This window comes from Comamonas sp. JUb58, from assembly GCF_004364775.1.
GTDB lineage: Bacteria > Pseudomonadota > Gammaproteobacteria > Burkholderiales > Burkholderiaceae_C > Comamonas.
On the sequence record NZ_SOAL01000011.1, the window covers coordinates 83047 to 109223 of the forward strand.

Annotated in this window: 22 protein-coding genes and 1 riboswitch; of the genes, 13 read left to right on the top strand and 9 right to left on the bottom strand. The window is 64.3% G+C overall.

What is annotated here, in order from left to right:
* Positions 1-7: 7 nt before the first annotated feature.
* The 7 genes from EDF71_RS13465 to EDF71_RS13495 form a co-directional block, all read right to left on the bottom strand.
* Positions 8-1390 (bottom strand): aspartate aminotransferase family protein, encoded by a 1383-nt coding sequence (locus EDF71_RS13465; RefSeq protein ID WP_133857094.1) that lies wholly within the window; start codon positions 1388-1390, stop codon positions 8-10.
* A 57-nt stretch (positions 1391-1447) separates the two neighbouring features.
* Complete coding sequence (locus EDF71_RS13470; RefSeq protein ID WP_243854301.1) at positions 1448-2458, bottom strand: glyoxylate/hydroxypyruvate reductase A; 1011 nt, start codon at positions 2456-2458, stop codon at positions 1448-1450.
* Positions 2455-4122 (bottom strand): ABC transporter ATP-binding protein, encoded by a 1668-nt coding sequence (locus tag EDF71_RS13475; protein ID WP_133857202.1) that lies wholly within the window; start codon positions 4120-4122, stop codon positions 2455-2457. The genes EDF71_RS13470 and EDF71_RS13475 overlap by 4 nt, the downstream gene beginning before the upstream one ends.
* Before the next feature lie 26 nt (positions 4123-4148).
* Complete coding sequence (locus tag EDF71_RS13480; RefSeq protein ID WP_133857095.1) at positions 4149-5048, bottom strand: ABC transporter permease; 900 nt, start codon at positions 5046-5048, stop codon at positions 4149-4151.
* Between the two features lie 14 nt (positions 5049-5062).
* Complete coding sequence (locus EDF71_RS13485; RefSeq protein ID WP_133857096.1) at positions 5063-6037, bottom strand: ABC transporter permease; 975 nt, start codon at positions 6035-6037, stop codon at positions 5063-5065.
* A gap of 130 nt (positions 6038-6167) precedes the next feature.
* Positions 6168-7733, bottom strand: coding sequence for an ABC transporter substrate-binding protein (locus EDF71_RS13490; protein WP_133857097.1), 1566 nt, complete (start codon positions 7731-7733; stop codon positions 6168-6170).
* Between the two features lie 117 nt (positions 7734-7850).
* Positions 7851-8663, bottom strand: coding sequence for a class II aldolase/adducin family protein (locus EDF71_RS13495; RefSeq protein ID WP_133857098.1), 813 nt, complete (start codon positions 8661-8663; stop codon positions 7851-7853).
* A gap of 374 nt (positions 8664-9037) precedes the next feature.
* Positions 9038-9129, top strand: a riboswitch (TPP riboswitch).
* A gap of 66 nt (positions 9130-9195) precedes the next feature.
* Here EDF71_RS13495 and EDF71_RS13500 point away from each other — a divergent pair.
* Genes EDF71_RS13500 through EDF71_RS13525 form a run of 6 tightly spaced genes read left to right on the top strand, consistent with a single transcriptional unit; the run spans position 9196 to position 15178 of the window.
* Entirely contained in the window at positions 9196-10278 is a 1083-nt protein-coding gene (locus EDF71_RS13500) for a long-chain fatty acid--CoA ligase (RefSeq protein ID WP_133857099.1), read from the top strand.
* Positions 10278-11780 (top strand): acyl-CoA reductase, encoded by a 1503-nt coding sequence (locus EDF71_RS13505; protein ID WP_133857203.1) that lies wholly within the window; start codon positions 10278-10280, stop codon positions 11778-11780. Before EDF71_RS13500 ends, EDF71_RS13505 begins: the two co-directional genes overlap by 1 nt.
* Positions 11781-11790: 10 nt before the next feature.
* Positions 11791-12537, top strand: a complete 747-nt coding sequence (locus tag EDF71_RS13510) for an ABC transporter ATP-binding protein (RefSeq protein ID WP_133857100.1) — start codon at positions 11791-11793, stop codon at positions 12535-12537.
* Positions 12534-13307: an ABC transporter permease gene (locus tag EDF71_RS13515; RefSeq protein WP_133857101.1), complete on the top strand. Its 774-nt coding sequence runs from the start codon at positions 12534-12536 to the stop codon at positions 13305-13307. Before EDF71_RS13510 ends, EDF71_RS13515 begins: the two co-directional genes overlap by 4 nt.
* A gap of 40 nt (positions 13308-13347) precedes the next feature.
* Positions 13348-14391: an ABC transporter substrate-binding protein gene (locus tag EDF71_RS13520; RefSeq protein WP_133857102.1), complete on the top strand. Its 1044-nt coding sequence runs from the start codon at positions 13348-13350 to the stop codon at positions 14389-14391.
* 1 nt (position 14392) lies between these two features.
* The gene (locus EDF71_RS13525) at positions 14393-15178 is read left to right on the top strand and encodes an SDR family oxidoreductase (RefSeq protein WP_133857103.1); all 786 of its coding nucleotides are present in this window, start codon (positions 14393-14395) and stop codon (positions 15176-15178) included.
* Positions 15179-15202: 24 nt separating this feature from the next.
* Here EDF71_RS13525 and EDF71_RS13530 read toward each other — a convergent pair whose 3' ends face one another.
* Positions 15203-15511: a hypothetical protein gene (locus tag EDF71_RS13530; protein WP_133857104.1), complete on the bottom strand. Its 309-nt coding sequence runs from the start codon at positions 15509-15511 to the stop codon at positions 15203-15205.
* Between the two features lie 80 nt (positions 15512-15591).
* Here EDF71_RS13530 and EDF71_RS13535 point away from each other — a divergent pair, with 80 nt between their 5' ends.
* The 5 genes from EDF71_RS13535 (at position 15592) to EDF71_RS13555 (ending at position 22392) form a co-directional block, all read left to right on the top strand.
* Entirely contained in the window at positions 15592-15852 is a 261-nt protein-coding gene (locus tag EDF71_RS13535; RefSeq protein ID WP_133857105.1) for a hypothetical protein, read from the top strand.
* 52 nt (positions 15853-15904) lie between these two features.
* Positions 15905-16216 carry a hypothetical protein gene (locus tag EDF71_RS13540; RefSeq protein ID WP_133857106.1) on the top strand — a complete coding sequence of 104 codons (312 nt, stop codon included), beginning with the start codon at positions 15905-15907 and terminating at the stop codon, positions 16214-16216.
* Positions 16217-16378: 162 nt separating this feature from the next.
* Positions 16379-17836: a deoxyribodipyrimidine photo-lyase gene (locus EDF71_RS13545; RefSeq protein ID WP_133857107.1), complete on the top strand. Its 1458-nt coding sequence runs from the start codon at positions 16379-16381 to the stop codon at positions 17834-17836.
* A gap of 718 nt (positions 17837-18554) precedes the next feature.
* Positions 18555-19790 carry a fibronectin type III domain-containing protein gene (locus EDF71_RS13550; protein ID WP_166656532.1) on the top strand — a complete coding sequence of 412 codons (1236 nt, stop codon included), beginning with the start codon at positions 18555-18557 and terminating at the stop codon, positions 19788-19790.
* Positions 19791-20265: 475 nt separating this feature from the next.
* Positions 20266-22392 (top strand): ATP-binding protein, encoded by a 2127-nt coding sequence (locus tag EDF71_RS13555; RefSeq protein ID WP_166656533.1) that lies wholly within the window; start codon positions 20266-20268, stop codon positions 22390-22392.
* A 54-nt stretch (positions 22393-22446) separates the two neighbouring features.
* Here EDF71_RS13555 and EDF71_RS13560 read toward each other — a convergent pair whose 3' ends face one another.
* A complete protein-coding gene (locus tag EDF71_RS13560; protein WP_133857110.1) occupies positions 22447-23451 on the bottom strand; it encodes a tripartite tricarboxylate transporter substrate binding protein in 1005 nt (334 codons plus the stop codon).
* Between the two features lie 385 nt (positions 23452-23836).
* Between EDF71_RS13560 and EDF71_RS13565 the strand changes: the two genes are divergently transcribed.
* Both EDF71_RS13565 and pdxA read left to right on the top strand, forming a co-directional pair.
* Complete coding sequence (locus EDF71_RS13565) at positions 23837-25180, top strand: four-carbon acid sugar kinase family protein (protein ID WP_166656534.1); 1344 nt, start codon at positions 23837-23839, stop codon at positions 25178-25180.
* The gene (gene pdxA, locus EDF71_RS13570; protein WP_133857112.1) at positions 25177-26175 is read left to right on the top strand and encodes a 4-hydroxythreonine-4-phosphate dehydrogenase PdxA; all 999 of its coding nucleotides are present in this window, start codon (positions 25177-25179) and stop codon (positions 26173-26175) included. Before EDF71_RS13565 ends, pdxA begins: the two co-directional genes overlap by 4 nt.
* Positions 26176-26177 lie beyond the last annotated feature (2 nt).

A 26177-nucleotide genomic window follows, 5' to 3' on the forward strand; every position in this document is an offset into this window, starting at 1 on the left:
GCGGCGCTCATGGCAGGGTGGCCTGCAGCTTGTCCAGCGCGCGGTCCAGGCGGGCAAACATCTCGGCCATCTCGGCCTCGGTGATGATCAGCGGCGGGCACAGCGCCACGGCATCGCCCATGGCGCGCACGATCAGGCCTTCTTCCTGGGCGTACTGGGCCAGGCGGTAGCCCAGCTTCAGCGCCGGGTCAAAGGGCTGGCGCGTGGCCTTGTCTGCTACCAGCTCGATGGCGCCGATCAGGCCCACGCCCCGGGCCTCCCCGACATAGGCGCGCTCCAGGTAACCGCGCAGCCGGCCTTGGAAAATTGGGGTCAGCTGGTTCACATGGGCCAGGATCTGCTCGTCTTCGTAGACCTTCAGCGTCTCCAGCGCCACCGCCGCCGCCACCGGGTGGCCGGAATAGGTATAGCCATGGCCAAAGGTGCCGATCTTGCCGCTGTTGGCGGCCATGGCCTCGTAGATCTTGGGCGCGACCATCACGGCCGAGATCGGCACATAGCCCGAAGACAGCGCCTTGGCGCAGGTCAGGATGTCCGGCTGGATGCCAAAGGTATACGAGCCAAACATCTGGCCGGTGCGGCCAAAGCCGCAGATGACCTCGTCGGCCACCATCAGCACCTCGTACTTGCGCAGCACGGCCTGGATTTTTTCAAAATAGGTCTCGGGCGGCACGATGACGCCGCCAGCGCCCATCACCGGCTCGGCAATGAAGGCGGCCACGGTGTCCGGGCCTTCTTGCAGAATGCGCTGCTCCAGCGCATCGGCCAGGCGGGTGGCAAAGTCGGCCTCGCTCTCGCCCGGATTGGCATAGCGGTAGTGGTGCGGGCATTCCACATGGCCGATGCGCGCAATCGGCAGGTCAAAGTCCTGGTGGTTGGCGGGCAGGCCGGTCAGGCTGGCGGCAGCCACCGTCACGCCGTGGTAGCCGCGCTGGCGCGCCAGGATCTTTTTCTTGGCGGGCTTGCCAATGGCGTTGTGGTAGTACCAGATGATCTTGATGGCCGTGTCATTGGCTTCCGAGCCCGAATTGGCAAAGAAGACCTTGGCCATCGGCGCCGGGGCCAGCTGGATCAGCTTGTCGGCCAGCTGCGCGACTGCTGGGTTGGAGCGGTGGTTGAAGGTGTGGTAGTAGGGCAGCGTCTTGAGCGCATTGATGCCGGCCTGCACCAGGCGCGGGTGGCTAAAGCCCAGCGAGCTACACCACAGTGCCGACATGCCCTCGATGTACTTGCGGCCCTGCTCGTCGATCACATGGATGCCATCGCCCCGCGTGATCATCAGCGGGCCCACGTCCTCATGGGCGGCCAGGTTGGTGTAGGGGTGCAGGTGGGCGCCAATGTCCTGTGCGTCCAGCGCGCTGCGTTTTGGGGTGTTGTCTGCTGCGTTCATGTCCAAATCTCCTAGGGGCTGGGTGCTGCTTGCTATTGATTGGGATTGCGGGGGGCGTCAGTAACCGCGTCCCAGGTCCACGGCCACCTCGGCGGCCTGGCCTGCACGGATGCGGCTGAAGTTGTGCGCGGTCTGCCGGGCGATGACGCGCGGATCGGTGCGGGTCGCTATATGCGGGGTCACCAGAATGCGCTCGTCCTGCCAGAAGGGGTGGTCGGCTGGCAGCGGCTCGGCGCTGAAGGTGTCCAGCGTGGCTGCTCCAATCTGGCCCTCGGCCAGTGCGGTCAGCAAATCGGCCTCGACCAGGTGGGCGCCCCGGCCCACATTGATCAGGTGCGCGCCGCGCGGCAGCTGGCGCATCAAGGCCAGATCGAGAAAGCCCTGGGTCTCGTCGGTCAGCGGCAGCAGGCAGACGAGGGTGTCGCAGCCGCTCAAGAAGTCTGCCTTCTGCGCCTGGCCGTGGAAGGTTTGCAGGCCTTCCAGTCCAGCGGGCAGATCCTGCTTGGCCGATCGGCTCCAGCCGCGCACCTGGTAGCCCATGGCCAGCAACGCTTTCGCGCAGCCCTGGCCCAGGGTGCCCAGGCCGGCAATGCCCACCCGGTGCTGGCTGGGGGCGACGATGGGCTCCTCGCGCCACTGGCGCTGCGCCGCATGGGCCACATAGCGGTCCATATGGCGCTGGCGGTGGATGACGGCCCAGCTGACAAAGGCCGTCATGCCATAGCCCATGGTGCTGTCCACAATGCGGCACACGGGCGTGCTCGCGGGCAGGGCCTGGGTGTCGATATGGTCAATGCCGGCGGCAATCGATTGCACCAGCTGCAGGCCAGCAGACTGGGTCAGCTGCGCGAGTTGGGCAGCGGGCGGGTGCCAGCAGACCGCCACCTCGATATCTTCGTGCTGGCCGGCATCGAGCAGCGCCTGCAGCTCGGCGCCCAGCAGCAGCCGGCTGCCGGGGAACTGGGCCTGGTAGGCGGGCAGCAAAAAGTCCATTGCAATGCTCTTGCTCAAAAAGGCAATGCTGCGGGGTGCGGCCGTGGGGGCAGGGGCGCTGGGCATGGCGATCATGCGCGGCTCCGGTGTTCTGCGGCGGCATCGTCGCTGCGGTGCTCCAGCGAGGGGATGGCGTCGATCAAGGTCTGGGTATAGGGGTGCTGGGGATTGCCCAGCACCTGGGCGGTGGGGCCGTACTCCACAATGCGGCCCCGTTGCATGACGGCCAGGTGGTCGCACATCTGGCCGGCCACGCGCAGGTCATGGGTGATGAAGACCATGCTGAGCTGAAAGCGCTCGCGCACCTCGGCAAACAGCTTGAGCACCTGGGCCTGCACGGACACATCGAGTGCGGAGACCGGCTCATCGGCCACCAGCAACGAAGGCTCCATCGCCAGCGCGCGGGCAATGCCAATGCGTTGGCGCTGGCCGCCAGAGAACTCATGCGGGTAGCGCTCGGCCGCCTCTGGGCCCAGGCCGACCAGCTCCAGCAGCTCCATCGTGCGGCGCATGGCCTCGGCCTTGGGCACGCCCTGGGCAATGGGGCCGCTGGCAATGGCCGAGCCAATCTTGTGGCGCGGGTTGAGCGATGCATAGGGGTCCTGGAAGACCATCTGGATCTTGCCCTTGGCCTGGCGCCGCAGTGCGGCGCCGGAGCTGAGGCGCTGGCCGTTGAAGAGAATATCGCCGCTGTCAAACGGTGCCAGGCCCACAATGCAGCGGCCGAGCGACGACTTGCCCGAGCCCGATTCGCCCACCACGCCCAGGGTCTGGGCGCGGCCCAGGTCAAAGCTGATGCGCTCGGCGGCCACCACCTCACGCGCGGGCCGCAAAAAGCCGCCGCCAGTGCGGTAGACCTTGCACAGGTCTTTGACCTGCAGCACCGGCTGCGCCGTGCTGGCCTGGGTCTCGCGCACATTGCCATGCGGAATGGCGGCCAGCAGCTTCTTGGTATAGGCGTGCTGCGGGTTGCGCAGCACCTGGCCGGCCGGGCCGGCTTCGACCACCACACCGGTCTGCATCACCACCACATGGTCGGCAATCTCGGCCACCACGCCAAAGTCGTGGGTGATGAAGAGCATGGCCATGCCGCGCTTTTTCTGCAGCGCGCGCATCAGCTGCAGGATCTGGGCCTGCGTGGTCACATCCAGCGCGGTGGTGGGCTCGTCGGCGATCAACAGGCTCGGTTCGAGCAGCATCGCAATGGCGATCATCACGCGCTGGCGCTGGCCGCCCGAGAGGCGGAAAGGGTAGGCATCGATCAGGCGCTCGGGCTCGGGCAGGCCTACGTCGGTCAGCGCGGCAATGATGCGGCGGCGCTTGTCGGCAGCGGGCAGCTGCAGGTGGGCATCCAGCGCCTCGGCCATCTGGTCGCCAATGCGCATCACCGGGTTCAGCGCCGTCATCGGCTCCTGGAAGACCATGGCCATGCGGCTGCCACGCAGCTCGCGCAGCTGGTCTTCGCTCAGGCGCAGCAGGTCTTTGCCATCAAACAGGATCTCGCCGGCCACGGGCTCGACCTTGGGGCGGGGCAGCAGGCCCATGATGGCGTTGGCGATCATCGACTTGCCCGAGCCCGATTCGCCGACCACGCAGAGGGTCTGGCCGGGCAGGATCTGCAGGTTGGCCTGGGTGACGGCCAACGCGCGGTCGGCGCCCAGCGGCAGGCGGATGTCCAGACCGCGCACGGTCAGCACTGGCTCGGGGGCGGCTGGTGCGGCGGGGGTTTGGGCAAGCATATGCAGGGCTTCGTGTGAATAGGCGTTCATTTCGTCTTCCCGTCCTGGCGTGCATTGAGTCCGTCGTTCAGCCCTTCGCCCACCAGGTTGAAGGCCAGCACGGTCAGCAAGATGGCGACGCCGGGAAACACAGCCATCCACCAGGCCTGGCGCAGCACGGTGCGGGCAGAGCCGATCATGTAGCCCCAGCTCATCAGGTTGGGATCCCCCAAGCCCATGAAGCTCAGGCTCGATTCCAGCAGGATGGCGGTGGCCACCATCAGCGAGGCCATCACCACGATGGACGAGGCCGCATTGGGCAGGATCTGCGCCAGGATGATGCGCGGCGTGCTTTGGCCGGCCAACTGGGCGGCGGCGACAAAATCGCGCTGGCGCAGGGTCAAAAATTCGCCGCGCACCAGGCGCGCCACCGGCGGCCAGGAGACCAGCGCAATGGCCACGATGATGGAGTTGACCGAGGGCTCGAAAATGGCCACCAGCACCAGGGCCAGCGCAAAGCTGGGCACGGACTGGAACATTTCGGTAAAGCGCATCAGGGTGGCATCGACCCAGCCGCCAAAGTAGCCCGAGATGGCACCAATGCCCACGCCGATCAGCAGCGATACCAGGGTGGAGATCACCGCAATCAGCAGCGAGATGCGGGCGCCCAGCACCAGGCCCGAGAGAATGTCGCGGCCCATGGTGTCGGTGCCCATCGCAAAGCCTTCGCGCTCCATCGGCGGCAAAAACGGTTGCTCGACCATGTCCCAGGGGTTGTGCGCGGCCAGCAGCGGGCCAAAGCAGACCAGCAGCGCCACCAGCAGCAAGATGGCCAGGCCCAGCAGGGCGCCACGGTTGCGGCAAAAGCGGCTCCAGAATGTGGATCGGTGCTTGTTCTTGGCGGGGGGCGTGTCGGCCGCCAGGGCCGGTTCAGAGATGGCATTCATCGCAAGGCTCCGTTTCAGCCCAGCTCGATCCGGGGATCGACCAGGGTGTAGACAAAATCAGTGATCAGGTTGAACAGCACCGCCACGGCGGCTGCGACCAGGAAGCAGCCCAGCAGCAGGTTGTAGTCGCGCTGCAGCAGGGCATCAAACATCAGGCGGCCAATGCCGGGCCAGGCAAACACGGTCTCGGTCAGCACCGCGCCGCCGATCAGGCCGCCAGCCTGGATGCCCGCCAGGGTGACGATGGGCAGCAGGGCATTGCGCAGAATGTGCTGGCGCTGGATGCGGCCCATGCGCACGCCCTTGGCGCGGGCGGTTTTGACAAAGTCCATCTGCGCGACTTCGAGCATCGAGGCCCGGGTCATGCGGGCATAGACCGCCATATAAAAGAGCGCCAGGGTGAGCGAGGGCAGCACCAGATGCTGGGCAATGTCCCAGGCGCGGGCAAAGCCGGTGGCATCGCTGCCGACGGTGAAGTAGCCAAAACCGGGCAGCCAGCTCAGCTGCACCGAGAACACCAGCACCGCCATCATCGCCAGCCAGTACAGCGGCGTGGCATAGAACACCAGCGCCACAAAGGTGATGGCGCTGTCCACCCATTTGCCGACATGGCGGCTGGCCGTGGCGCCCAAGGCCACGCCAAAAATCAGCGACATCACAAAGGCACTGCCGGTGAGCAGCAAGGTGGCGGGCAGACGCTCGGTAATCAGTTCCAGCACCGGGCGCTGCTGGCGATAAGAGAAGCCCAGGTCCAACTGCGTGATGTGGCCCAGGTAGTTGGCCAGCTGGGTGGTGACGGGCTTGTCCAGGCCAAACTGCTCGCGCAGCTGGGCAACGAACTGCGGGTCCGAGGCCCCCGCTTCGCCCGCTATCACCGCGACCGGGTCGCCGGGCGCTGCGCGGATCAGCATGAAGTTGACGGTTGCTATGCACATAAGTACCAGCAGACCCTGGAGCACCCGGACGGACATGTAGCGGAGGCGGTTCATAGCGGGGAGACCTTGGAGCGAGACAAAAGCGTAGCCATCCCGCACGCGCCAGCGGGGGCTGGCAGCGTGCAGAAATCAGCAAAGAAGAAAACCATGCGGCGGCGCTGGGCCGCAGCGGGTAGCGACCGCTTTAACCTATGGAGGCACGGCTCAGGCTGTCATTCAAGCCCACGCCGGAGCTGATCGGGTTCTTGATCTTGGTGCGGTAGAGCGTGGGGAAGTTGATCTCATGCAACCAGGCCACCGGCACTTCCTCGGTCAGGATCTTCTGCACCTCGGCATAGGCCTTGGCGCGGTCGGCATCGGTCAGCGCCTTGGCGCCAGCGTCAAACAGCGCATCCACCTTGGGGTTGACATAGCCTTCGATGTTGTTGAACGGCGAGCCCTTGGCGATCGTGTGGCTGGTGTAGGTACGGGCCACGCCCAGCGCTGGATCGGGGTACTGGTAGACATAGATGATGGCCATGTCGAAATCCCATTCGGCGGTGCGCTGGTTCCAGCCGGCCACATCGGTGCCGGTGGTCTCCACCTTGATGCCGGCCTGGATCAGGTTCTGGCGGATCATCTCGGCCAGGCGCTGCCAGGATTCGCCATAAGGCAGCGGCAGCAGGCGCACGGTCTCGCCCTTGTAGCCGGCTTCCTTGAGCAAGGCCTTGGCCTTGTTCAGATCACGCGGGTACTTGGTGACGTCGTCGGAGGCGAACTTCACATGCTGGTTGAAGGGGCCGGCCGCCGTCTTGGCAAAACCCTGCCAGGCGACCTTGACCATGGCCTCGCGGTCCATCGCATACATGACGGCCTGGCGGAACTTGGGGTTGTCAAAGGGCGCCTTGCGGTTGTTGAGCACCAGCCAGGAGTGGGGCGAGTAGAACTCCCAGCCCTTGGTGGTGACGGCAGCCCCAGGCAGCTTTGCCAGGCGCGCCACATCAAAGAACTCGACCGCGCCCCCTGGCACCACATCGACCTTGCCCGATTCAAACGCCGCAGCGCGCGAGGCCGCATCCGGGATGATGTGGAAGTAGAGGTTCTCCACCATGGGCTCGCCCTTGGTGTGGTAGAGCTCATTGGCCACCAGCTGGATGTAGGAGCCCCGCACCCATTCCTTGTACTTGAAGGGGCCGGTGCCAATGGGCTTGGCATTGGCCGGGTTGGTGGCGTAGTCGGTGTTCTCGTAGATGTGCTTGGGGATCATCGGCATCGAGCCGGTGTCGAACAGGCTGATGAAGGGGCCAAACGGGTACTTGAGCTTGAACTCCACCGTGTTGGCATCGATGGCGCGCACGCTCTCCAGCGGCTCCAGCGATGCGCGCAGGCGGGCATGGGTCTTGCGCAGAAACTTGTCGACCGAGAACACCACGTCATCGGCAGAGAAAGGCTGGCCGTCATGCCACTTGACGCCGGACTTGAGCTTGAAGGTGTAGGTCAGGCCGTCGTCGGAGCGGTTCCAGGCCGTGGCCAGCAGGCCGTGCGGTTCCAGCTTTTCGTCATAGCGCAGCAGGCCTTCGTAGATATAGCCGGAGACCAGCTGGGTGGGGCCGTTTTGCACGATGCCCAGCATCAGGCCCGAGGGCTCGGGCTGCACCATTACATTGATCGTTCCCTTGGTTTGCTGCGCCAGGGCCGCCATGGGCACGCCCGCGATGCTGAGGCCGGCTCCCGCCAGGCTGTAGGAGATGAGTTCACGCCGATTGATCATGGTTGCTTCCTGTCTTGGTATCGAGGGGTGCCTGGCCTGGTGGGGTTGCGGCGGTGGGGCCGCAAAGGCGGCGGCATGCAAGGGTCGGGGGCTTTAGTCGCGGGTCAGTCGCACCGTTCAGTCGCGGTAATGGCTGCGGCCCGGCGGCTGCAAAAAGCCCAGCAGGCCCTGCCATTCGCGCTCATGCGGGTCGGCGCGCTTGGGCTGGCCGGGCATCACATCGGTGTCGCCGCTTTCGTACTGGCGCGCGGTCAGCTCGCAGACCTCGGGCGGCACGGGGTTGATGGCCTGGCCGCTGGACTGGATGGCCAGTTGCACACGGCAGGCGCGGTCCAGGTTGAGCATCAGGATGAAGGCCTCGGCCACGCTGTTGCCCAGGGTGAGCAGGCCGTGGTTGCGCAGCACCATGGCCTTGGCGGTGCTGCCCAGGTCGGCGACCAGGCGCGCGCGCTCATGCAGATCCAGCGCGATGCCTTCAAACGTGTGGTACGCCACGCGGTTGTAGAACTGCAGCGCCCATTGGTTGCTGGGCTGCAGACCGCATTGCAGCGACGAGACCGCCACGCCCGCTTCGGTGTGGGAGTGCACCACGCAGGCGGCGTCGTGCCGGGCGGCATGCACGGCGCTGTGGATCACAAAGCCGGCCGGGTTCACCTGGTAGGGCGTGTCTTCCACGATGCGGCCTTCGGCATCGATCTTGACCAGCGAGCTGGCCGTGATGTCCTTGAACAGGGTGCCAAAGGGGTTGATGAGGAACTGGTCGGTGCGGCCCGGCACCCGCGCCGAGATGTGCGTGTAGATGCTGTCGTCCATCCCGAAGTGCGCCATCAGGCGGTAGGCGGCGGCCAGGTCTTCGCGAACCTGCTGTTCGCTCTCGGTATGCGATTTGTCGTAGCCGGATTGGACTTCGGCATCAGCCATTGCAAGCATTTTTGTCCTCGTTGAATTTATGTCGTCTAGCGACAGTCGTCTGTCGACAGGACATAAGTTAACAGACTGAATCGCGGAAGAAAAGGGTTTGGATCTAGGTGATTTCCAGCATGCCCGCTTTGATCTGGCACAGAAAATTTGCAAAGCACCACAATGGGTTACGTGGATATCGCAGTGCTTGAATATGGTGCAGGAAAGGGCAGAAAATGCATTGGCTTGGTGCATGGTCGACTGCCTGAGGCGCGCTTTGCACCATCGCGGTGGCCCTGGTGTTTTCCCTGGTTTGGGGTGGGCGGAGGTCCTGGGATTGACCGTGGCGCAGACCTTGGCTTGACGCCAGCTCGGCGTCATGCCGGTGGTGCTCGGTTAAGATGGCGCCTGCTCCGGGGTGCACGCCAGTGCTGAGATCTACACCCGAGAACTTGAACCGGGTCATTCCGGCGGAAGAAGAGCCAACTCCCTGCCATGGGGCGCCTTGCGCGCATTGGAGGGAGCCTTCGGAGCATGACATCACCGCTCTCGAAGGAATTCCATGGACAAGGCCGATACGCTGGTCGCAGACCTGCTTGCATTCATCGCAATGGATGGCTGCACCGATGACCAGTTTGACCAGCTCGCGCTGCGTCTCTTTGCCTACCAGTACGCATCCAATACGCCGTTCCGCAGCTTTTGCCAGCGCCGTGGCGCCAGCCCGCGCACGGTCAAGACCTGGAGCGATATCCCGGCCGTGCCCATCGATGCCTTCAAGGCGCTGGAGCTGCGCAGCGAGCCGCCGTCACAGGCCGAACGCGTCTTCATGACCAGTGGCACCACCGGACGTGCTGCACGGGGCCGGCATTTTCATCCGGGCTTGCAGGTGTATGACCTGTCGATGCAGCAGCACTTCGCCACCCGCTTTATGCAGGGCACAGCGCGCATGCCGATGGGCATCCTGTTCCCTGATGAAGTGGCCATGCCCAACTCCTCGCTGGCGCATTACCTGGCGCTGGCCAAGTCGGCGTTTGGTACGCCGGAGAGCCGCTATTTTCTGGGGCCGGAGGGCCTGGATATGGACGGGCTCTGCGCCGTGCTGGAAGCGGCCGAGCGCACAGGCCAGCCCTATGCGCTGCTGGGCGCGAGCTTCAGCCTTGTGCATGTGATGGATGCGCTGCGCGCCCAGGGCCGCCGCTTTCAGCTGCCGGCGGGCAGCCGCATCCTGGACACCGGTGGCTACAAGGGCCAGTCGCGCGATCTGCCCTTGGCCGACTTTTATGCCGGCCTGACCGAGCTGTTGGGCGTGCCGCCCGAGCTCTGCATCAACATGTATGGCATGACCGAGCTGAGCACGCAGTTCTATGACAACGGCAATGCCCGCTTGCCCTCGGTCAAATCCGGGCCGCACTGGATTCGCTCGCGCCTGGTCGAGCCCGTCAGCGGCCGCAGTGTGGCGCCGGGCGAGCGCGGCATTCTGGTGCACTGCGACCTGGCCAACTACAACGCGGTCAGCACCATCCTGACCGAGGACGTGGGCCTCTGGGCCGATGGCGGCTTTTTGCTGCTGGGCCGGGCCGAAGGGGCAGCTGCCAAGGGCTGCTCCCTGGCGGTTGACGAGTTTGTGCAAGCGGCGCGCGCATGATGCAGCCGCAAGCGCCTGAGCGCATGGCCGAGCGCCTACGGGCCGGCTACCTGCCAGGCCTGGATGACAACCAGGTGCGCTGGCAGGTACTGGTGTATGAGCGCGCAGGTGCCCACCTGGAGGTCGAGGTGCCCGTGCTCAGCGGCGCGCAGATGCAGGCGCTGACCGCGCGGGTACGTGCCGCTGCGCAGCGCCAGCTGCAGCCAATGCCGCTGGCCGAGATCGTGGCCGCCATTGACCGCGCCATTGCCCGCCTGCTGGACCCGGCCGACCCCTATCGCCGCCAGATCGATGCCTGCCTGCCGCTGGTCTGCGGCTATGACGCGGCAATGGTGCGCCTGGGGCTCAACGGCCTCTTCAAGACTTTCAGGGCGCCCCAGCTGTGGCGCTTTATCGGCGAGGATTTTGCCAACCCTGGTGTGCTCGATGGCTTTGTGCCGGCCGTCAAAGGCGGGGCCGTGCGCGCCTATGGCCCGGGCCTGCTGCTGCACAGCTGGGCTGGCAATGTGCCGGCGCTGTCGCTGTGGAGCTTGGTCTGCGGCCTGCTTGTCAAAGCGCCCAGCGTGGGCAAGCTGGCCAGTGCCGAGCCGCTGTTTGCCGGCTGGTTTGCGCGCTTGCTGGCGGAAGTGCATCCACCCCTGGCCGACTGCCTGGCCGTGGTCTGGTGGCCCGGCGGCGCGCAGACGGGCGACAGCGCCGAAGGCGCGCAAGTGCTCTATGCCGAGGCCGATACCGTGATGGCCTATGGCAGCAACCAGACCCTGGCCGCGCTGCGCCAGCAGCTGCCGGTGACCACCCGCTTTTTGCCCCATGGCCACAAGCTGGGTTTTGGCATGGTGGGCGCTGCCGCACTGGATGCCGTCAAAGCGCCGGCCCATGCGCGGCTGGCCGCCTGGGATGTCATGCGCTACGACCAGCAGGGCTGCTACTCGCCCCATGTGTTCTATGTAGAGCGGGGCGCTAGCGTCGCACCCCGCGCCTTTGCCGCATACCTGGCGGCCGAGCTCGCCAACCTGCAGCAGCGCTTTGCGCGCCGGCCGCTGGATCTGGAGGAGGGCGCCGGCCTGGCCCGCTGGCAGCAGTCGCTGGAATGGCGCGCGCCGGCCGATGATGGCGCTGCCCCGCAGCTGATCGGCCCGGCCGATGCGCCCTGGAGCGTGGCCTATAGCGACAGCCTGGAGCCGCTGGCGCCCACCGCGCTGTACCGCAGCATCGTGGTGGTGGGGGTAGACAACCTGGACGACGTTGTGCCCTTGGTCGCAGCCCAGCGCGACTACCTGCAGACCGCCGGCCTGACCGTGGGCCCCGAAGATTTGTACCGTTTGGCGGGCCTGCTGGGCGCCGCCGGCGTCACCCGCATCAGCGCCTTGGGTACCATGGGCGTGCCCGAGGCCGGTTGGCACCACGATGGACGCTTTAGCCTGCTCGACCTGGTGCGCATGACCGAGATTGATGCCGCTGCCGAGGCCGCCGCCCAGCCGCTTGCGCGCTACGCAGACTGAGGGCGGCGCCATGGCATGGATTGATATTGAGCACCTGAGCTTTGCCTATCCGGGCCAGGCCCCTGTCGTGGATGGCGTGAGCTGGCAGATGGCGCAAGGCGCCTTCCACTGTCTGCTGGGCCGCAGCGGTTGCGGCAAGACCAGCCTGCTGCAGCTGGTCGCTGGCCTGCTGCAGCCGCAGGCGGGCCGCATTGTGCGCGCAGGCGGTAGCCTGGCCGCACCGGGCCCGCAGCTGGGGGTGATGTTCCAGTCGCCCACCTTGCTGGACTGGCTGACGTTGCTGGACAACGTGTTGCTGCCACTGTCGCTGCAGCGCAAGCCCACGGCGCAGGACCGTGCAGCGGCAGAGCAGTTGCTGGCTCAGTTGGGCCTGGCAGCGCTGGCCCGGCAGCAACCCGGCCAACTGTCCGGCGGGCAGCAAAGCCGGGTGGCGCTGGCGCGGGCCTTGATTCGTGAGCCCGCCTTGCTGCTGCTCGACGAGCCCTTTGCCGCCCTCGACGCCATCACCCGCGCCGAGCTGCAGGATGAGCTGCTGCGCAGCTGCCGGGCGCGGGGCACCACGGTGCTCTTTGTCACCCATGACATCAACGAGGCCGTGTACCTGGGGGACCGGGTGGCGCTGATGCATGGCGGGCACCTCGTCGCCGATATGGAAATTGATCTGCCAACACCCCGCACCCAGGCCATGCGCCATGGTGCGGCCTTCAACGCCTATGCGGCCCAGGTGCGCGCCGCGATGGACGGGGCCAGCGCATGAACCCCATCCTGAAAGCCCGGCTCTGGGCCGCTGCGCTGCTGGTGCTGCTGCTGGCCGTGTGGGAGGGCGCAGGGCGCCTGGGCGGTATTTCCGCGCTGGTATTGCCGGTGCCGTCGGCGATCCTGCAGGCCTTGTTGGCGGGGCTCGTATCCGGCTACTTTTGGCCGCACTTGCTGGCTACCGTGCAAGCGGTGCTGTTGGGCCTGGCAGCGGGCGCATCTTTTGGGCTGCTGGCGGGCATGGCCCTGGCCGAGTCGGTCTTGCTGGAGCGCGTGCTCAAGCCCTATGTGGTCGTCAGCCAGGTGGTGCCCAAGCTGGCGCTGGCGCCGCTGTTTGTGCTGTGGTTTGGTTTTGGCATGCTGCCGACGGTGCTGATCACGGCGCTGGTCTGCTTTTTCCCGCTGATGGAAAACACCTTGACGGGCCTGCGCCAGGTTGATGCGCAGCGCCTGCAGCTGTTTCGCATGCTGGGGGCCAGCCGGCTGCAGACGTTAATGCGGCTCAAGCTGCCCACAGGCTTGCCGGCCATTTTGGCGGGCCTGCGTGTGGCCGTGGTGCTGGCGCTGGTGGGGGCGGTGGTGGCCGAGTTCATGGGCGCCAGCCAAGGGCTGGGCGCGGTGGTGATTGCCGCGCAGGGAATGATGGACACCACCTTGATGTTTGCCGCGCTGCTGTTGATTGCGGCGCTGGGCTTGCTGCTGTACCAGGTCTGCCTGCTGCTGGAGCGCAGATTGCTGCGTGGCCATGCCGTCGCTGGCCCACAGCGTTGATTTTTGGATTTTTGCTCGATTGCTTCTGGATGGACCGCTTATGTCTGCACCTTTTCTGACCTCCTCCCTCTCGCGCCGCCGCTGGCTGGGCGCCTCTGCCGGCCTCTTGGGCCTGGGCCTGGGCCTGGCGGGCACGGGCATCACAGCGGGCGCTGCAACCCCGGTCAGCGGCAAGATCCGCCTGGCCGGCTGGAGCAAGCCGATCAGCGAAATCACCAACATCCTGGCCGAGCCGGACAAGGGCTTCTTCAAGGCCCAGGGGGTGGACCTGACTTACCTTCCCGGCGCGGGTGGCGGTGATGCCATCCGCAATATCCTGAGCGGCCAGGGCGATGTGGCCTTTACCGACCCGGGCTCGTTCTTCATGGCGCTGGACAAGGGCGAGAAGCTGGTCGCCATCTATGACATCTACCCGCAAAACGTGTTCAATGTGGTGTCGCTGCGCTCCAGCGGCATCCGTACGCCGGCGGATCTGAAGGGCAAGACCATTGGCGTCTACAGCCTGGCCAGCGGCACACGCCAGAACCTGCTGGTGATGCTGCACCAGGCGGGGCTCAAGGAGTCCGACGTGCGCATTGTGGTGACCGGCCTTTTGAACTTTGCGCCGCTGATGCAAGGCCAGGTCGATGCGACCGCCGCCACCGACACCGGCCTGGCCGTGGGCCTGCGCAAGGGCATGGGCGAGGTGCATGTGATGCCCGTGCGCGACTACCTCAATATGTCCAGCGACATGTTTGTGGTGCGCCTGCAGGTGCTGGAGCAGCAGCCGGCATTGCTGCAGGCCTTTTTGCGCGGCTACCGCGACAGCGCGGCCTGGATGATCGCCCACCCCGAAGAGGCCGCCACCCTGGCCACCAAGCGCGCCATCGACGGCACCCAGCGCGATATCAACCTCGATGTGATCGGCCTGCGCAATGCATCGGCCCAGCCCACCTTGCGGGTGCAGGGCAAGGTCGCGTCGCTGGGCAGCTTTGACTTGAACGCGCTGCAAAAGGGCGCGGACGCCTACCATGCGCTGGGCATGGTGCAGCAGCCCATCAAGGTGGCCGATGTGGTGGACAGCCGTTGGCTGCCAGGGGCCTGAGATGCAGGAGAGCAGTGCTTTGAATCTGCGCGGCAAGGTGGTGCTGGTAACCGGTGCCAGCCGGGGCATTGGCGCGGCCATTGCCCAGGCCTTTGCGCGCGAAGGCGCCACCGTGGCGGTGAACTACCTGGCCAACGAGGCCGCAGCGGCCCAAACCGTGGCCGCCTGCCAGGCTGCCGGCGGCGATGCCTGGGCTGTGCAGGCCGATGTGGGCAATCCGGCGGCGGTGGATGCGATGGCCCAGGCCATTGCGCAAGAGGCCGGGCCCATCGATGTCGTCGTGAACAACGCCTTGCGCCCCTATGCCTTTGACCCCGAGCGCCGCCAGCCGCTGGATGCACTGGCCTGGAGCTACTACCAGGCGCAGTTCGATGCTGCTGTGGGCGGTGCCTTCCATGTTTGCCGCGCCGTGCTGCCGCAGATGCGCCAGCGTGCCCGGGGCAGCATTGTCAATATCAGCAGCAATCTGGTCGAGCACCCTGTTGTCGCCTACCACGACTACAGCACGGCCAAGGCCTCGCTGGTGGGCTTCAGCCGCAACCTGGCCAGCGAGTTGGGGCCCTTTGGCATACGGGTCAACTGCGTTGCCCCGGGCCTCGTCTATCCCACCCAGGGCAGCGCACAAACCCGCGAATCCTTCCGCGAATCGCTGATGGCCGCCACCCCGCTGCGCCGCCTGGCCAGCCCTGAGGATGTCGCTGGGCCGGTGCTGTTCCTGGCATCGGACCTGAGCCGGTTCATGACGGGACAGGTGTTGCTGGTGGATGGGGGCTTGGTGATGCGCTGATGAGGTGATCAGCGGGCACAAGCCTCAGTCGTTCTGCCGTGGCAGTACATGCCTGAGATCCAGCTGGTCGAAGCTGTGGGGGTTGAGCGCACCGTCCGGCTCCAGCGTCCCCACGTCAAAGCCGTCTTCGACATCTTCAAAATAAAGCAGGCCATGGGGGAGGTGGGCAACGACCAATACCTGCTCCAACTGGCCCAGGCGATGGATGGGGACCGGGTAAAAAGGCTGGCGACATGCCGCGAAAAGCGCCTGCTGCGCTGCGGTGCAGTCGGCGAGCTGTTTTTCAACAATCGCTTCCAACTCATCGACGGTGACGGGTTCCCAGGTACTCATGTTGGTGTTTGCAGCTGAATACGGACGCCATAGTATGCTACGGCACCACAGCAAAGACGCATCCGCAGAAAAGGACAGCCATGGTCTTCCTGGCAATCACTCCCGAAGGTCTTCCGCAGACCTTGAGCGCAGCAGAAAAAACGGGCCAGCCGGTATGGTGCGGCTCGAATGCGATTTCCCAAGAGGCTTTTAGCGCCATGACAGGGAGCGGCCTTTCGCGCTTTGACTACGCCTTGCACCCGCAAGACGCAGATACCTTGGCCGGCGCGCTCTACACCATAGCGCAACACCATCCGGCTAGCATCGTCTGGTTGGAAACAGCCCCCGCTGCGGACGACTGAGCCGGGCAGCGCTGTTGCTGGCCGGCAGCCCAGTTGCCGCAGCACGACATCCATGAAAAACATCCAGGTCATCGATGGCGCGCTGAACTGCGTCTACGACATCTTTGCAGCGACGGAAGAGGAGTTCGCGCTGATCTTCCCCAGCGGCCAGGACATTGCCTTTATCGACGACGTCTATGCAGCTGCAGCCGACGCGGCGGCCTTGGACAAAGCCTTTGAGAGCCTATGGACCCGGCGGCTTGCCAAGGCGCAGGCGATGGGCATCCATGGCCTGCTGTTCTATGGGCTTGACGAGAAAAAGCGCTACTACCCCAGCCGGCGCGACGAAGAAGCCCAGAACCCGGACGGCTCCCGGCTTCGCTGAATGGAGCCTCGCTTTGCAGGCCATCGCATCCAGCCTGTTGGCTGACAGGCACCGGCACGCTGCCACGGCACAATAGCGCCCTTGAGATGGCGGGCCCGGCTTGCGCCTGCATGCCTCCGCGCCATCCACCGCAACAAAAACCCGAACAGGAAACCGATCACCATGGCCAGCCGCGCCCTGGTATGGATGCGTCGCGATTTGCGCTGCGACGACCATGCCGCTCTCTACCATGCCTTGCGCCGCTTCGAGCAGGTGTATTGCGTCTTCGTTTTTGACACCGACATCCTCGATCTGCTGCCGACGCGCGAAGACAGGCGGGTGGACTTTATCCATGCCAGCGTGCTGGCGCTGGACGAGGACCTGCGCCAGTTGGCAGCAGGCAGCGGTACGCCTGGCGCGGGGCTGCTGGTGCGCCATGGGCCAGCGGCGCAAGAGGTGGTGCAGCTGGCACTGGCCCTGGGCGTGCAAGAGGTGCTGACCAACCGCGACTACGAGCCCGAGGCCATCGCTCGCGATGTGCGCGTCGCTGGCGATCTGCAAGCCGCCGGCATTGCCTTTAGCGATTACAAGGACCAGGTGCTGCTGGATCGCGATGAGGTGCTGACCCAGCAAGGCCATCCCTACAGCGTGTTCACCCCCTACAAACGCGCCTGGCTGCAAAAGCTCGATGCCTTCCAGTGCAAGGCCTACCCGGTGGCGCGCTATGCCGGGCATCTGGCGGCATTGCCCAAGGGCGAGGCGATACCGTCGCTGGCCGATCTGGGTTTTCAGCCCAGCAATCTGGCATCGCTCAAGATACCTACCGGCAGCCGGGGTGCGCAGCAACTGCTTCAGGATTTTTTGCCGCGCATGGCGGCTTACCAGGACGCACGGGATTTTCCCGCGGTCAAGGGCGTCTCCTACCTGTCGGTGCATCTGCGCTTTGGCACCGTGTCGATCCGCCAACTGGCCGCCCTGGCCGTGGCGCAGGCGCGCGCCGGCTGCGAGGGCGCGCAGACCTGGCTCTCCGAGCTGGCCTGGCGCGACTTCTACGCGATGATTCTCTGGCACCACCCACAGGTGGTGACCCAGTCGTTCCGCCCCATTTACGACAAGGTGCAGTGGGACGATGCGCCCGAGCTGTGGCAGGCCTGGTGCGAGGCGCGCACCGGCTACCCCTTGGTGGATGCCGCCATGCGCCAGCTGCTGCAGACCGGCTATATGCACAACCGGCTGCGCATGGTGGTGGCCAGCTTTTTGACCAAGGACCTGGGCATTGACTGGCGCGCGGGCGAGCGCTTTTTTGCCCAGCACCTCAATGACTATGACCTGTCATCCAACAACGGCGGCTGGCAGTGGGCGGCCTCCACCGGCTGCGATGCCCAGCCCTGGTTCCGCATCTTCAACCCCATCACGCAGTCGGAGCGCTTTGATGCGGACGGCAAGTTCATCCGCCGCTACCTGCCCGAGCTGGCCAAGGTGCCCGATCGCTACATCCACTTTCCCGCCGCAATGAAGCCGCTGGAGCAGCAGGCCTGCGGTCTGCAACTGGGGCGCGATTACCCGCATCCCGTCGTGGACCACGGTCGGGCGCGCGAGCGGACCTTGATGCGATTTCACTTTATGAAGAATCCGGATTGACCGGGCCAGATGGCAGCCCCCAATGCCATCCCTTGATCAGCGCCGCTTTTTGAACATGCCCAGCGGCAGGCGCATCGCTATGCGTCTGCCCTAAGGTAGTCCATGCAAGGCTTCGGAGTTGATGGTCGGCTGTGAAGGCGGGGCGTTGCCTTCAGAAACCGCCTAAAACCTAAAAAATAGCTGCTTTTTGGGGCGGCTGGGTAGCTTGGCATTCCCGTTCTGGCCAGTAACACGTTTCGTGCCGAGATCGGTGCTGCTGAGCCAAAAAGTAGCGGTCTGAACCTCGCTAAAGCATCCTGGTATGCAGTGCTCAAAAAGAAGACAGCCACCACTATCCAAGCTTGAGAAGTGCCAATATACTGCCGGATGTTTCAAATTGTGTCGTTTCTGATAGATTTGCTAAGCGACACGAATGCCGCCACGCACCCCCCAAGACTGACTCCTTCCACAGCCCAACATCCTGTAAATAGCCCACGCCCAATGGGGCTCTAGCAGGACAGCCTATCGCCACCCCACCACCATGAATAAGATCTTCCTCAACGCACCCGCGCGCCTGGCTTTGCTCGGGCTCATGGCTATGTCTGGCGCCCACGCTGCGCCTCAGCTTATTTATGACGGCAGCAGCCCGCCCGCTCCGGCCGTGTGGTCTCAGTGGAAGGCAGGTTCACCGACGGTGACCTCCGCCGCTGGTCTGACACGCTTCAGCACCAAGACTGTGATGGGCGACAGAACCAGCGATGCCAACCTCTATAAATACGCAACAGGCACCAACAGCTTTATTGCCTCGATCAAGCTCAAGGCGCTTGCAATCAACCGCCACAACCAACTGGATGCAGGGTTGATGCTCAGCGTAGGCGACGATTTCAGCGGGTCCTTCGGAAATGCAACCCAGCGGTCGGCCATGCTTTACATCGATCCCACAGCCATCGGCTGGGCGGACGATACGGCATCGGCCGCCAATGATGCCAGCGGATTCCACGAATATGCGATCCGCTATACGAATGGTCTGTTGGACGTGTTTGTGGACACCAGCTTTGAGGCCATCATTGCTGGCACTGCCCAGCCGCTTCTCAGCCGGGCGCAGCCATCCTCGGGCAGTGACCGGGGGGCCATTGTCTTTGGCGACCAGACCAATGATGCCAACGTAGATTCGGACTACGAGGTGGAATTTGTCAAGTTCCAGAACCTGCGCTTGCCCACGGAACCAGGCTATGTGTTCACAGAAACCGGTGATGGCCAGCTGACCGCTTACTGGGGCACCCCCGCTTACGCTGGTGAGTCGGCAATCAGCGGCTACACCGCTACTGCGCTGACCACCGATACGCCGCCGAAAACAGCGGGCAGCTGCAGCACCTCCGCTACGCCGCCAGAGCTTGCAGCCAACTTTTGCACGATCGACGGTCTTGCCAACGGTACGCCGTACATCGTCAGTGTGCAGGCCACCAACGCTGCGGGTGGCGGTGCCAGCGCGTTGACGGATCGGGCGGCTACGCCGGTCGCGAGTGTTGCTGTTCCTGAGGCCTCGGTGCTCGCCAACGGCGTCGTGGGCCAGAGCTACAACGCGGTCATCACGCCGACCGGCGGCCAGGCTCCCTACCAGTTTGAGATCGTCGATGGCAGCTTGCCGCAAGGTCTGGCTGCGCAGCTGTCCGAGGATGGACTGAGCATCCGCATCGCCGGCACACCCAGCCGCAGCGAAACCACCCACTTTACGCTGAGCATCTCGGACAGCACGCCTGGGCCGGTGGAGTTGGCGAGCAAGGCGGGTCCGACGTTGACGACGGTTGTGCAGACCTACAGCATTACGGTGGCAGCCCCCGATGTCGTGGTCGTGCCCGCCAAGGCTACGCCCGTCCCGTCGCTGGGCGTTTGGGCTGTATTGCTGCTGAACCTGTTGGCTGGAGGCTTGGCTGCCTTGGGACTGCGTGGGAGAAAAATGCCTGCGCAGGCTTGAGCTGGCAACGGCTGGCAGTTGGAGCAACCACCTTCGGGTGGTTAGTTTTTTTGGGGCGGCGTTCGTGTGGATTGGGTGGCGGAGTCTGAGGCACTGCGTTTGAAGAGGGAGTACAGCCTCCATAAAAAGGAGCCCGTCTTTGGGACAGGCTCCGCACAAAACCACTCAAAAACCAACCAATCTCCAACTGAATCGCGCTGATGACAGAGGATGTGGCAGAAGGCCGGTTTGGGATGCCACCCGCGGCGGCGCTGCGCACCAAACCCGGGCTTTGCTGGCGCCCTTTGTACGCTTTTGCTTACATAACGCACGGCGTCGATCTGGAAAATACATGGCTTAACATCTCACTCCGCCCATGCAATCAGAGCTTTTGCAACAGTACCAGCGCCGCATTGCTGATTTAGAAATCGAGCTTGCTGTCGCTCGCGAAACGTCGGCGCAAGCCAGGGGGCATGCGTCCGCAGAGAAGTTGCCGGTGGATTTTTCACTGGATGCGGCGGGCATTGGTCTGTTCAATGTGGATGTCGCCACGCAGACCATCCATCTGAGTGCGGGTGCTTGCCGGCTCTTTGGGCTGGCGGTGCAGGCCTCCTACCCGACATCCACGTTCGAACGCCTTTTGGTGGACCGCAACGAGGCCTCGAACCACCAGAGCCGCAGCGATGGTTCAGCGGCACTGGTGGTGACCTACCAGATCAGCCGTGCAGACAACGGCGCGTTGCGCTGGATCGAACGGCGCGCACGCGTTCGCCGCGATGCCAGCGGAGCGGTGATCGACTTTGGTGGTGCGCTGCGCGATGTCACCGATTTTCGGGCTGCGATGGCGCTGGCTGCCAAATCCCACAAGGCGGTTGCCGCACTGCTGGACAGCCGCAGCTTTCTGATTGACCTCACCGTGCGCCAGCGTGCGCTCTCCGACCCGGACACCGTCATGCGCATGACGGCGCAGCTGCTTGGTGAGCGCTTGGGTGCCCACCGCGTGGGTTTTTACCGCATTTTGAGCAGCAGCTCCATCCAGTACCTCAATGGCTGGAGCCAGAGTGCGCTGCCGCTGCTGTCGGGCATCTCACCTATCGATGCGTTCGGCGCGCAGGCAGAGCAGCTCCGCAGCAGGGGCGAGATGCTGGTTTTTTCCGACAGCCGCCATGATCTGGAGGGCAGCCTGAATCCGCTGGCAGAGCAAGGGGTGCTCTCAGGCGTAGAGGTGCCGCTGCTGAGTAACCAGCGCTGGTGCGCCGGCATGGTAGTGCATTGCGCCAACGTGCGCGGCTGGACCGAGGCGGAGGTGGGTGTCATCCGCGAGGTGGCAGAGCTGGCCTGGCTGGCGGTGGAGCGTGCCGAGGCCTTTCTGCGCATGAGCGATCAGGTGCAGCGCCAGGTGGAGAAGATCGAGGTGGGAAGGAAAGATGCCAAGGGCCAGCGTGAAGGCCGGCTGGCGGCAGAGTCCAAGGTCCACCAGTTGCAGAAGCTGGAGGCCGTGGGCCAGCTGACAGGCGGTATCGCGCACGACTTCAACAACATGCTGGCCATCATCATGGGCGGCCTGGCCCTGCTGCAGCGCAAGCTTAAGCGTGGGGACACCGATGTGCAAAAGCATGTGGATTCGGCGATGGACGGTGCAAAACGGGCCGCAACCTTGACGGCCAGGCTGCTGGCTTTTTCTCGCCAGCATCCGTTGTCACCCGTCCCGACCGACATCAATCGGCTGATGGCCAATCTCAGCGATCTGCTGTCACGAACGCTGGGCGAATCCGTGCACCTGGAGTTGATACAGGGCGCCGGACTGTGGAATACCCTGGTGGACCAGAATCAGCTGGAAAACGTGCTGCTCAACCTGTGCATCAATGCACGCGACGCCATGCCAAGCGGTGGCCGCCTGACGGTGGAAACCAACAATGTGCATGTGGAACAGACCTATGCGCTGGAATACGACTTGGCCGTGGGCCAGTATGTCGTTTTGTCGGTGAGCGACACGGGCACCGGGATGACGCCCGACGTGCTGGCACGCGCCTTCGAACCTTTCTTTACCACCAAGGATGTGGGCAAAGGCTCTGGCCTGGGATTGAGCCAGGCCTTTGGTTTTGCCAGCCAGTCGGGTGGGCACCTCAAGGCGTATTCTGAGTTGGGCCACGGCACCACCTTCAAAATCTACCTGCCGCGCCACTTTGGCGACGCTGTCGGCCAGCCACTGCCTGGCCTGCGGCAGGCGCTTCGCCAGGGCCGAGTGGGCGAGATCATCATGGTGGTGGACGATGAAGACCGCATGCGTGCGGTGGCCTCCGAGACTTTGCGCGAATTGGGCTACACGGTCGTCGATGCCGCGAACGGCCCGGAGGCGCTTGCCAAGATCGATGCGGGCCAGGATGTCACTGTCTTGTTTACCGACATCATCATGCCCGATATGACCGGCCGCCAACTGGCTGATCTGGCCCTCAAAAAGCTGCCGCATCTGAAGGTGCTCTACACCACGGGCTACACGCGCAATGCGGTGGTGCATAACGGCATCCTGGATCCGGGAACCAACTTCCTGGCCAAGCCTTACAGCATCGAAGACCTGGCTGGCAAGATGGGCGATGTGCTGGATGCTGCCGACTGTCGCTGAGCGGTTTAGCTAGATCGTGCTGCGCAGCTTCTACTGCGCAAGACACCTCAAACATCAATCAATCTTCAACCCAATCGCACTGATCACCGAGCCATAGCGGTCCAGCTCCGCCTTGGTGAATTGGGCCAGCTCTGCGGATGAGCTGGCCTTGCTGCGCACGCCCAGCTTGGTCAGGCGGTCCTTGGCATCGGCGTCGTTCAGCGCTTCTTGCAGCACCCGGTTGAGTTTGGCGACCACCTCGGGGCTGGTTTTGGCGGGGGCGTAGAGGGCGTACCAGGCGTTCACCACAAAGTTGGAGTAGCCGCTTTCGGCAAAGGTGGGCACATTGGGCAGCTCGGGCAGGCGCTCGGTGCTAGCCACGGCCAGGGGGCGCACTTTGCCCGATGCGATCAGCGGTGTGGCGCTGGTCAAGGTGTCAAAGATCATGTCGATGCGGCCACCCATCAGGTCCATGGTGTGGGCATTACCGCCCTTGTAGGGCACGTGGGTCATGTCCACGCTGGCGGCGCGCTTGAAAAGCTCGGCACTCAAATGCAGCGGCGAGCCATTGCCGGCCGAGCCGTAGGTGAGGGTGGCTGGCGTCTTTTTGGCCTGCTCCACCACCTGCTTGACATCCTTGAATGGCGAGTTGGTGGCGACTTCCAGCACGATGGGGGCTTCGCCGATCATGCCCACGGGTGCGAAGTCCTTTATGGCGTCATAGCCGGGCTGGCGGTAGAGGTGCGGGCTGATCGCATGGCTGGAGAGCGAGCCCAGCACCAGGGTGTAGCCATCGCCCGGGGCCTTGGCCGCCAGTGCGGTGCCAATGGTGGTACCGGCGCCGCCACGGTTGTCAACGATGACGGACTGCTTGAGGATCTCCCCCATCTTCTGGCCCACGATACGGCCCACCGCATCGTTGGCGCCGCCGGCGGGGTAGGGCACGATCAGGGTGATGGGCTTGCTGGGGTAGGCGGCATCGGCTGCCTGGCTGGCCAGCGGGGCAAGGCCCAGCAGCAGGCTGCTGGCAAGGAGGAAGCGGCGGCGTGTGGCGGCAGAAGAGGGGCTGGAAGCGAACATGGTGGGACACCTCAATGGCTGGTTGTTCAGGAATGACTTCAGGGCTGAAGACGTCATAAGTCGTGGAAAGCTATTTGATCAAAACAATCAAAATTGATAATTTTTTGAACGCTTCGATCAGAACTCTTTTTTGAAAACTCTCCAATCAGGACTTTCCCCGAGTTGGTGCATGCACCATGATGTGGAATTGCTGCACTTTCGCGGTGCTGGCAAGGGCTGAAAGCTTGGCGCTGTGCCTGAAATTTCGTCTATCACGATCAAATCGATCATTTTTGGTGCGTTAAATCAAGGGTTAACCCTTGTTTTATCTTGCTTTGAATGAATTATGATCGAATCAATCAATTTACAGGCTTGGCGTGATGACCGAGTCGCCCGAAAGCCCCGCATGAGCCCGCGTTCCCTTCCGCGCTACCTTGTCGTCGCCGACGACCTCTCCGGCGCAGCCGACTGTGCTGCGGGGTTTGCGAGCGCCGGTCTCTCCACCAGCGTGCTGCTGGACCCCCAAGCCTGCGGCCAGGCCCAGCGCGATGTGGATGTGCTGACGGTAGACACCAATAGCCGGCGCGACGCGCCAGCAGTGGCGGCTGCCAAGCTGCAGGCACTGCTGGCAGCGCCGGCTAGCCAGGGCCGCCGGGTGCTCAAGAAAATGGACTCCACCTTGCGAGGCGGTTGGGCGCAGGAGGTGGCCGTGCTGCAGGGCGCGCTGGATGCGATGGCGCTGGTAGCCCCTTCTTTTCCGCAGATGGGCCGCACCATGCAGGCTGGCCTGGTCCATGTACACGGAGTGCGCCTGGCCGACACCGATACCTGGAAGCTGGAGCATGCAGACCGCGATGACCGCGCAGCGCAGCAATTGCAGGCAGCAGGCCTGCGCTGCGACAACCTGCCCGCCAGCCTGCTCGATGCTGGCCCAGACGCCACCGCGCAAGCGATTGCGACAGCACGCGAGCAGGGCCTGCAGGCACTGGTGTTTGATGTGCTGACTGACGAACACCTGCAGACCTTGGCCCTGGCCAGCTTGCAGCTAGAGCAGGTCTTCTGCGTCTGCTCTGCCGGCCTCTCGCATGCGCTGGCGCAGCAGGTGCCTGCCGTATCTGCTGCGGCTTCAGCGCTGGATGTGCCGCATGGCGCTGGGCGCTTGCCCAGCGTGGTCACCGTCGTCGGCAGCATGTCTGCGATTGCGCAGCAGCAGCTGGCGTATTTGGCTGAGCAGCCCCGCACGCGGCTGCATGTGGTGCCCCCTGGCTGCTTGCGCAGCGACGCGCAGACCCCTCAACGCCAGGACCTGGTGCAGGCGCTGGTTCAGACCGTCAGCGCCGAAGTAGCGCAGGGCCTGGATGTCGTGGTCAGCCTCGGAGCAGACGCGCATACCGACCCGGCCGAGGGCCCCCTGCTGGCCCGGCAACTGGCACGTCTGCTGCATGCGCCCATGGCCGCAGCAGCAGGCCTGGTCATCACCGGTGGAGAGACGGCCCGCGCCGTGCTGGAAGAACTGCAACTGCGCAGCCTGCGCGTGCATTCCGAGAGCGAACCCGGCGTGGTGCTCTGCATCACCGAGCACGACGACACCCAACAAGACGCCCGGCGGCAGTGGATTGCCACCAAGGCCGGCGCCTTTGGCCATCCCGCATCGCTGCAGCGCGCAAGCAGCGCCATCCATTCATTGTTGGCCGCCCAAACCCTGGGCGGCTGCACCGACACCGCCCCTACAGAAAGCAAGCAAAGATGAGCCATTCTCTGCCCGTCATCGGAATCACCATGGGAGACGCTGCTGGCGTGGGCCCTGAAATCATTGTCAAGAGCTTTGCGAATGACAGCCTGTACAGCCTGGCGAAAGCCGTGGTCATTGGCGACGCCAAGCGGCTGGAAAAGGCAAATGCGCTGCTGGGTACCCAGGTACGTGTGCGGGCGATCCAGGACATTGCCGACGCCGCCTTTGAGCGTGGCGTCATCGACTGCATCGATCTGCATCTTATCCCCGATGACCTGGCCTTTGGCAAGCTTTCGCCCGTGGCGGGCGATGCCGCCTTCCGCTTTATCGAGCGTGCGGTGGAGCTGGCCAAGGCCCGGAAGATCGATGCAATCTGCACGGCGCCCCTGAATAAAGAGGCACTGCATGCCGGCGGCCACAAGTTCCCCGGCCACACGGAGATGCTGGCCCACCTGACCGGCGTGGAAGAGGTGTCGATGATGCTGGTCGCGCCCAATCTGCGGGTGATCCATGTGACCACGCATATCGGCTTGCTCGATGCCATCCGCAAGATCGAGCCCGGCCTGGTCGAGCGCACCATCCAGCGCGGCTACGACACCTTGCGCAAGGCCAACATCGCCAACCCACGCATTGCAGTGTGTGGCATCAACCCGCATGCCGGCGAGAACGGCCTGTTTGGCTATGGCGAAGAAGAAGAAAAGATCATCCCTGCCGTGCAGAAGCTGCGCGACAAGGGCATGGACATTGAAGGCCCTCTGCCCGCCGACACGCTGTTCTTCCGCGCAGGGCGCGGTGATTTTGACCTGGTGGTCGCCATGTACCACGACCAGGGACATGGCCCCGTCAAGGTGCTGGGCCTGGAGGCAGGCGTGAACATCACCGTGGGCCTGGATGTGATCCGCACCTCGGTGGACCACGGCACGGCGTTTGACATTGCCGGCAAGGGCATCGCCGATGAGCGCAGCCTGCTGGAGGCTTTGCGCCAGGGCGCAGAACTCGCAACGCGCATCTAAAA

Coding starts and splice junctions, on each gene's coding strand:
- EDF71_RS13535 (WP_133857105.1), top strand. CDS start 15,592: ATGGTCTTCCTGGCAATCACTCCCGAAGGTCTTCCGCAGACCTTGAGC.
- EDF71_RS13525 (WP_133857103.1), top strand. CDS start 14,393: ATGCAGGAGAGCAGTGCTTTGAATCTGCGCGGCAAGGTGGTGCTGGTA.
- EDF71_RS13500 (WP_133857099.1), top strand. CDS start 9,196: ATGGACAAGGCCGATACGCTGGTCGCAGACCTGCTTGCATTCATCGCA.
- EDF71_RS13480 (WP_133857095.1), bottom strand. CDS start 5,048: ATGAATGCCATCTCTGAACCGGCCCTGGCGGCCGACACGCCCCCCGCC.
- EDF71_RS13540 (WP_133857106.1), top strand. CDS start 15,905: ATGAAAAACATCCAGGTCATCGATGGCGCGCTGAACTGCGTCTACGAC.
- EDF71_RS13565 (WP_166656534.1), top strand. CDS start 23,837: ATGAGCCCGCGTTCCCTTCCGCGCTACCTTGTCGTCGCCGACGACCTC.
- EDF71_RS13470 (WP_243854301.1), bottom strand. CDS start 2,458: ATGATCGCCATGCCCAGCGCCCCTGCCCCCACGGCCGCACCCCGCAGC.
- EDF71_RS13530 (WP_133857104.1), bottom strand. CDS start 15,511: ATGAGTACCTGGGAACCCGTCACCGTCGATGAGTTGGAAGCGATTGTT.
- pdxA (WP_133857112.1), top strand. CDS start 25,177: ATGAGCCATTCTCTGCCCGTCATCGGAATCACCATGGGAGACGCTGCT.
- EDF71_RS13465 (WP_133857094.1), bottom strand. CDS start 1,390: ATGAACGCAGCAGACAACACCCCAAAACGCAGCGCGCTGGACGCACAG.
- EDF71_RS13495 (WP_133857098.1), bottom strand. CDS start 8,663: ATGCTTGCAATGGCTGATGCCGAAGTCCAATCCGGCTACGACAAATCG.
- EDF71_RS13520 (WP_133857102.1), top strand. CDS start 13,348: ATGTCTGCACCTTTTCTGACCTCCTCCCTCTCGCGCCGCCGCTGGCTG.
- EDF71_RS13490 (WP_133857097.1), bottom strand. CDS start 7,733: ATGATCAATCGGCGTGAACTCATCTCCTACAGCCTGGCGGGAGCCGGC.
- EDF71_RS13560 (WP_133857110.1), bottom strand. CDS start 23,451: ATGTTCGCTTCCAGCCCCTCTTCTGCCGCCACACGCCGCCGCTTCCTC.
- EDF71_RS13505 (WP_133857203.1), top strand. CDS start 10,278: ATGCAGCCGCAAGCGCCTGAGCGCATGGCCGAGCGCCTACGGGCCGGC.
- EDF71_RS13475 (WP_133857202.1), bottom strand. CDS start 4,122: ATGCTTGCCCAAACCCCCGCCGCACCAGCCGCCCCCGAGCCAGTGCTG.
- EDF71_RS13550 (WP_166656532.1), top strand. CDS start 18,555: ATGGGCGACAGAACCAGCGATGCCAACCTCTATAAATACGCAACAGGC.
- EDF71_RS13510 (WP_133857100.1), top strand. CDS start 11,791: ATGGCATGGATTGATATTGAGCACCTGAGCTTTGCCTATCCGGGCCAG.
- EDF71_RS13485 (WP_133857096.1), bottom strand. CDS start 6,037: ATGAACCGCCTCCGCTACATGTCCGTCCGGGTGCTCCAGGGTCTGCTG.
- EDF71_RS13515 (WP_133857101.1), top strand. CDS start 12,534: ATGAACCCCATCCTGAAAGCCCGGCTCTGGGCCGCTGCGCTGCTGGTG.
- EDF71_RS13545 (WP_133857107.1), top strand. CDS start 16,379: ATGGCCAGCCGCGCCCTGGTATGGATGCGTCGCGATTTGCGCTGCGAC.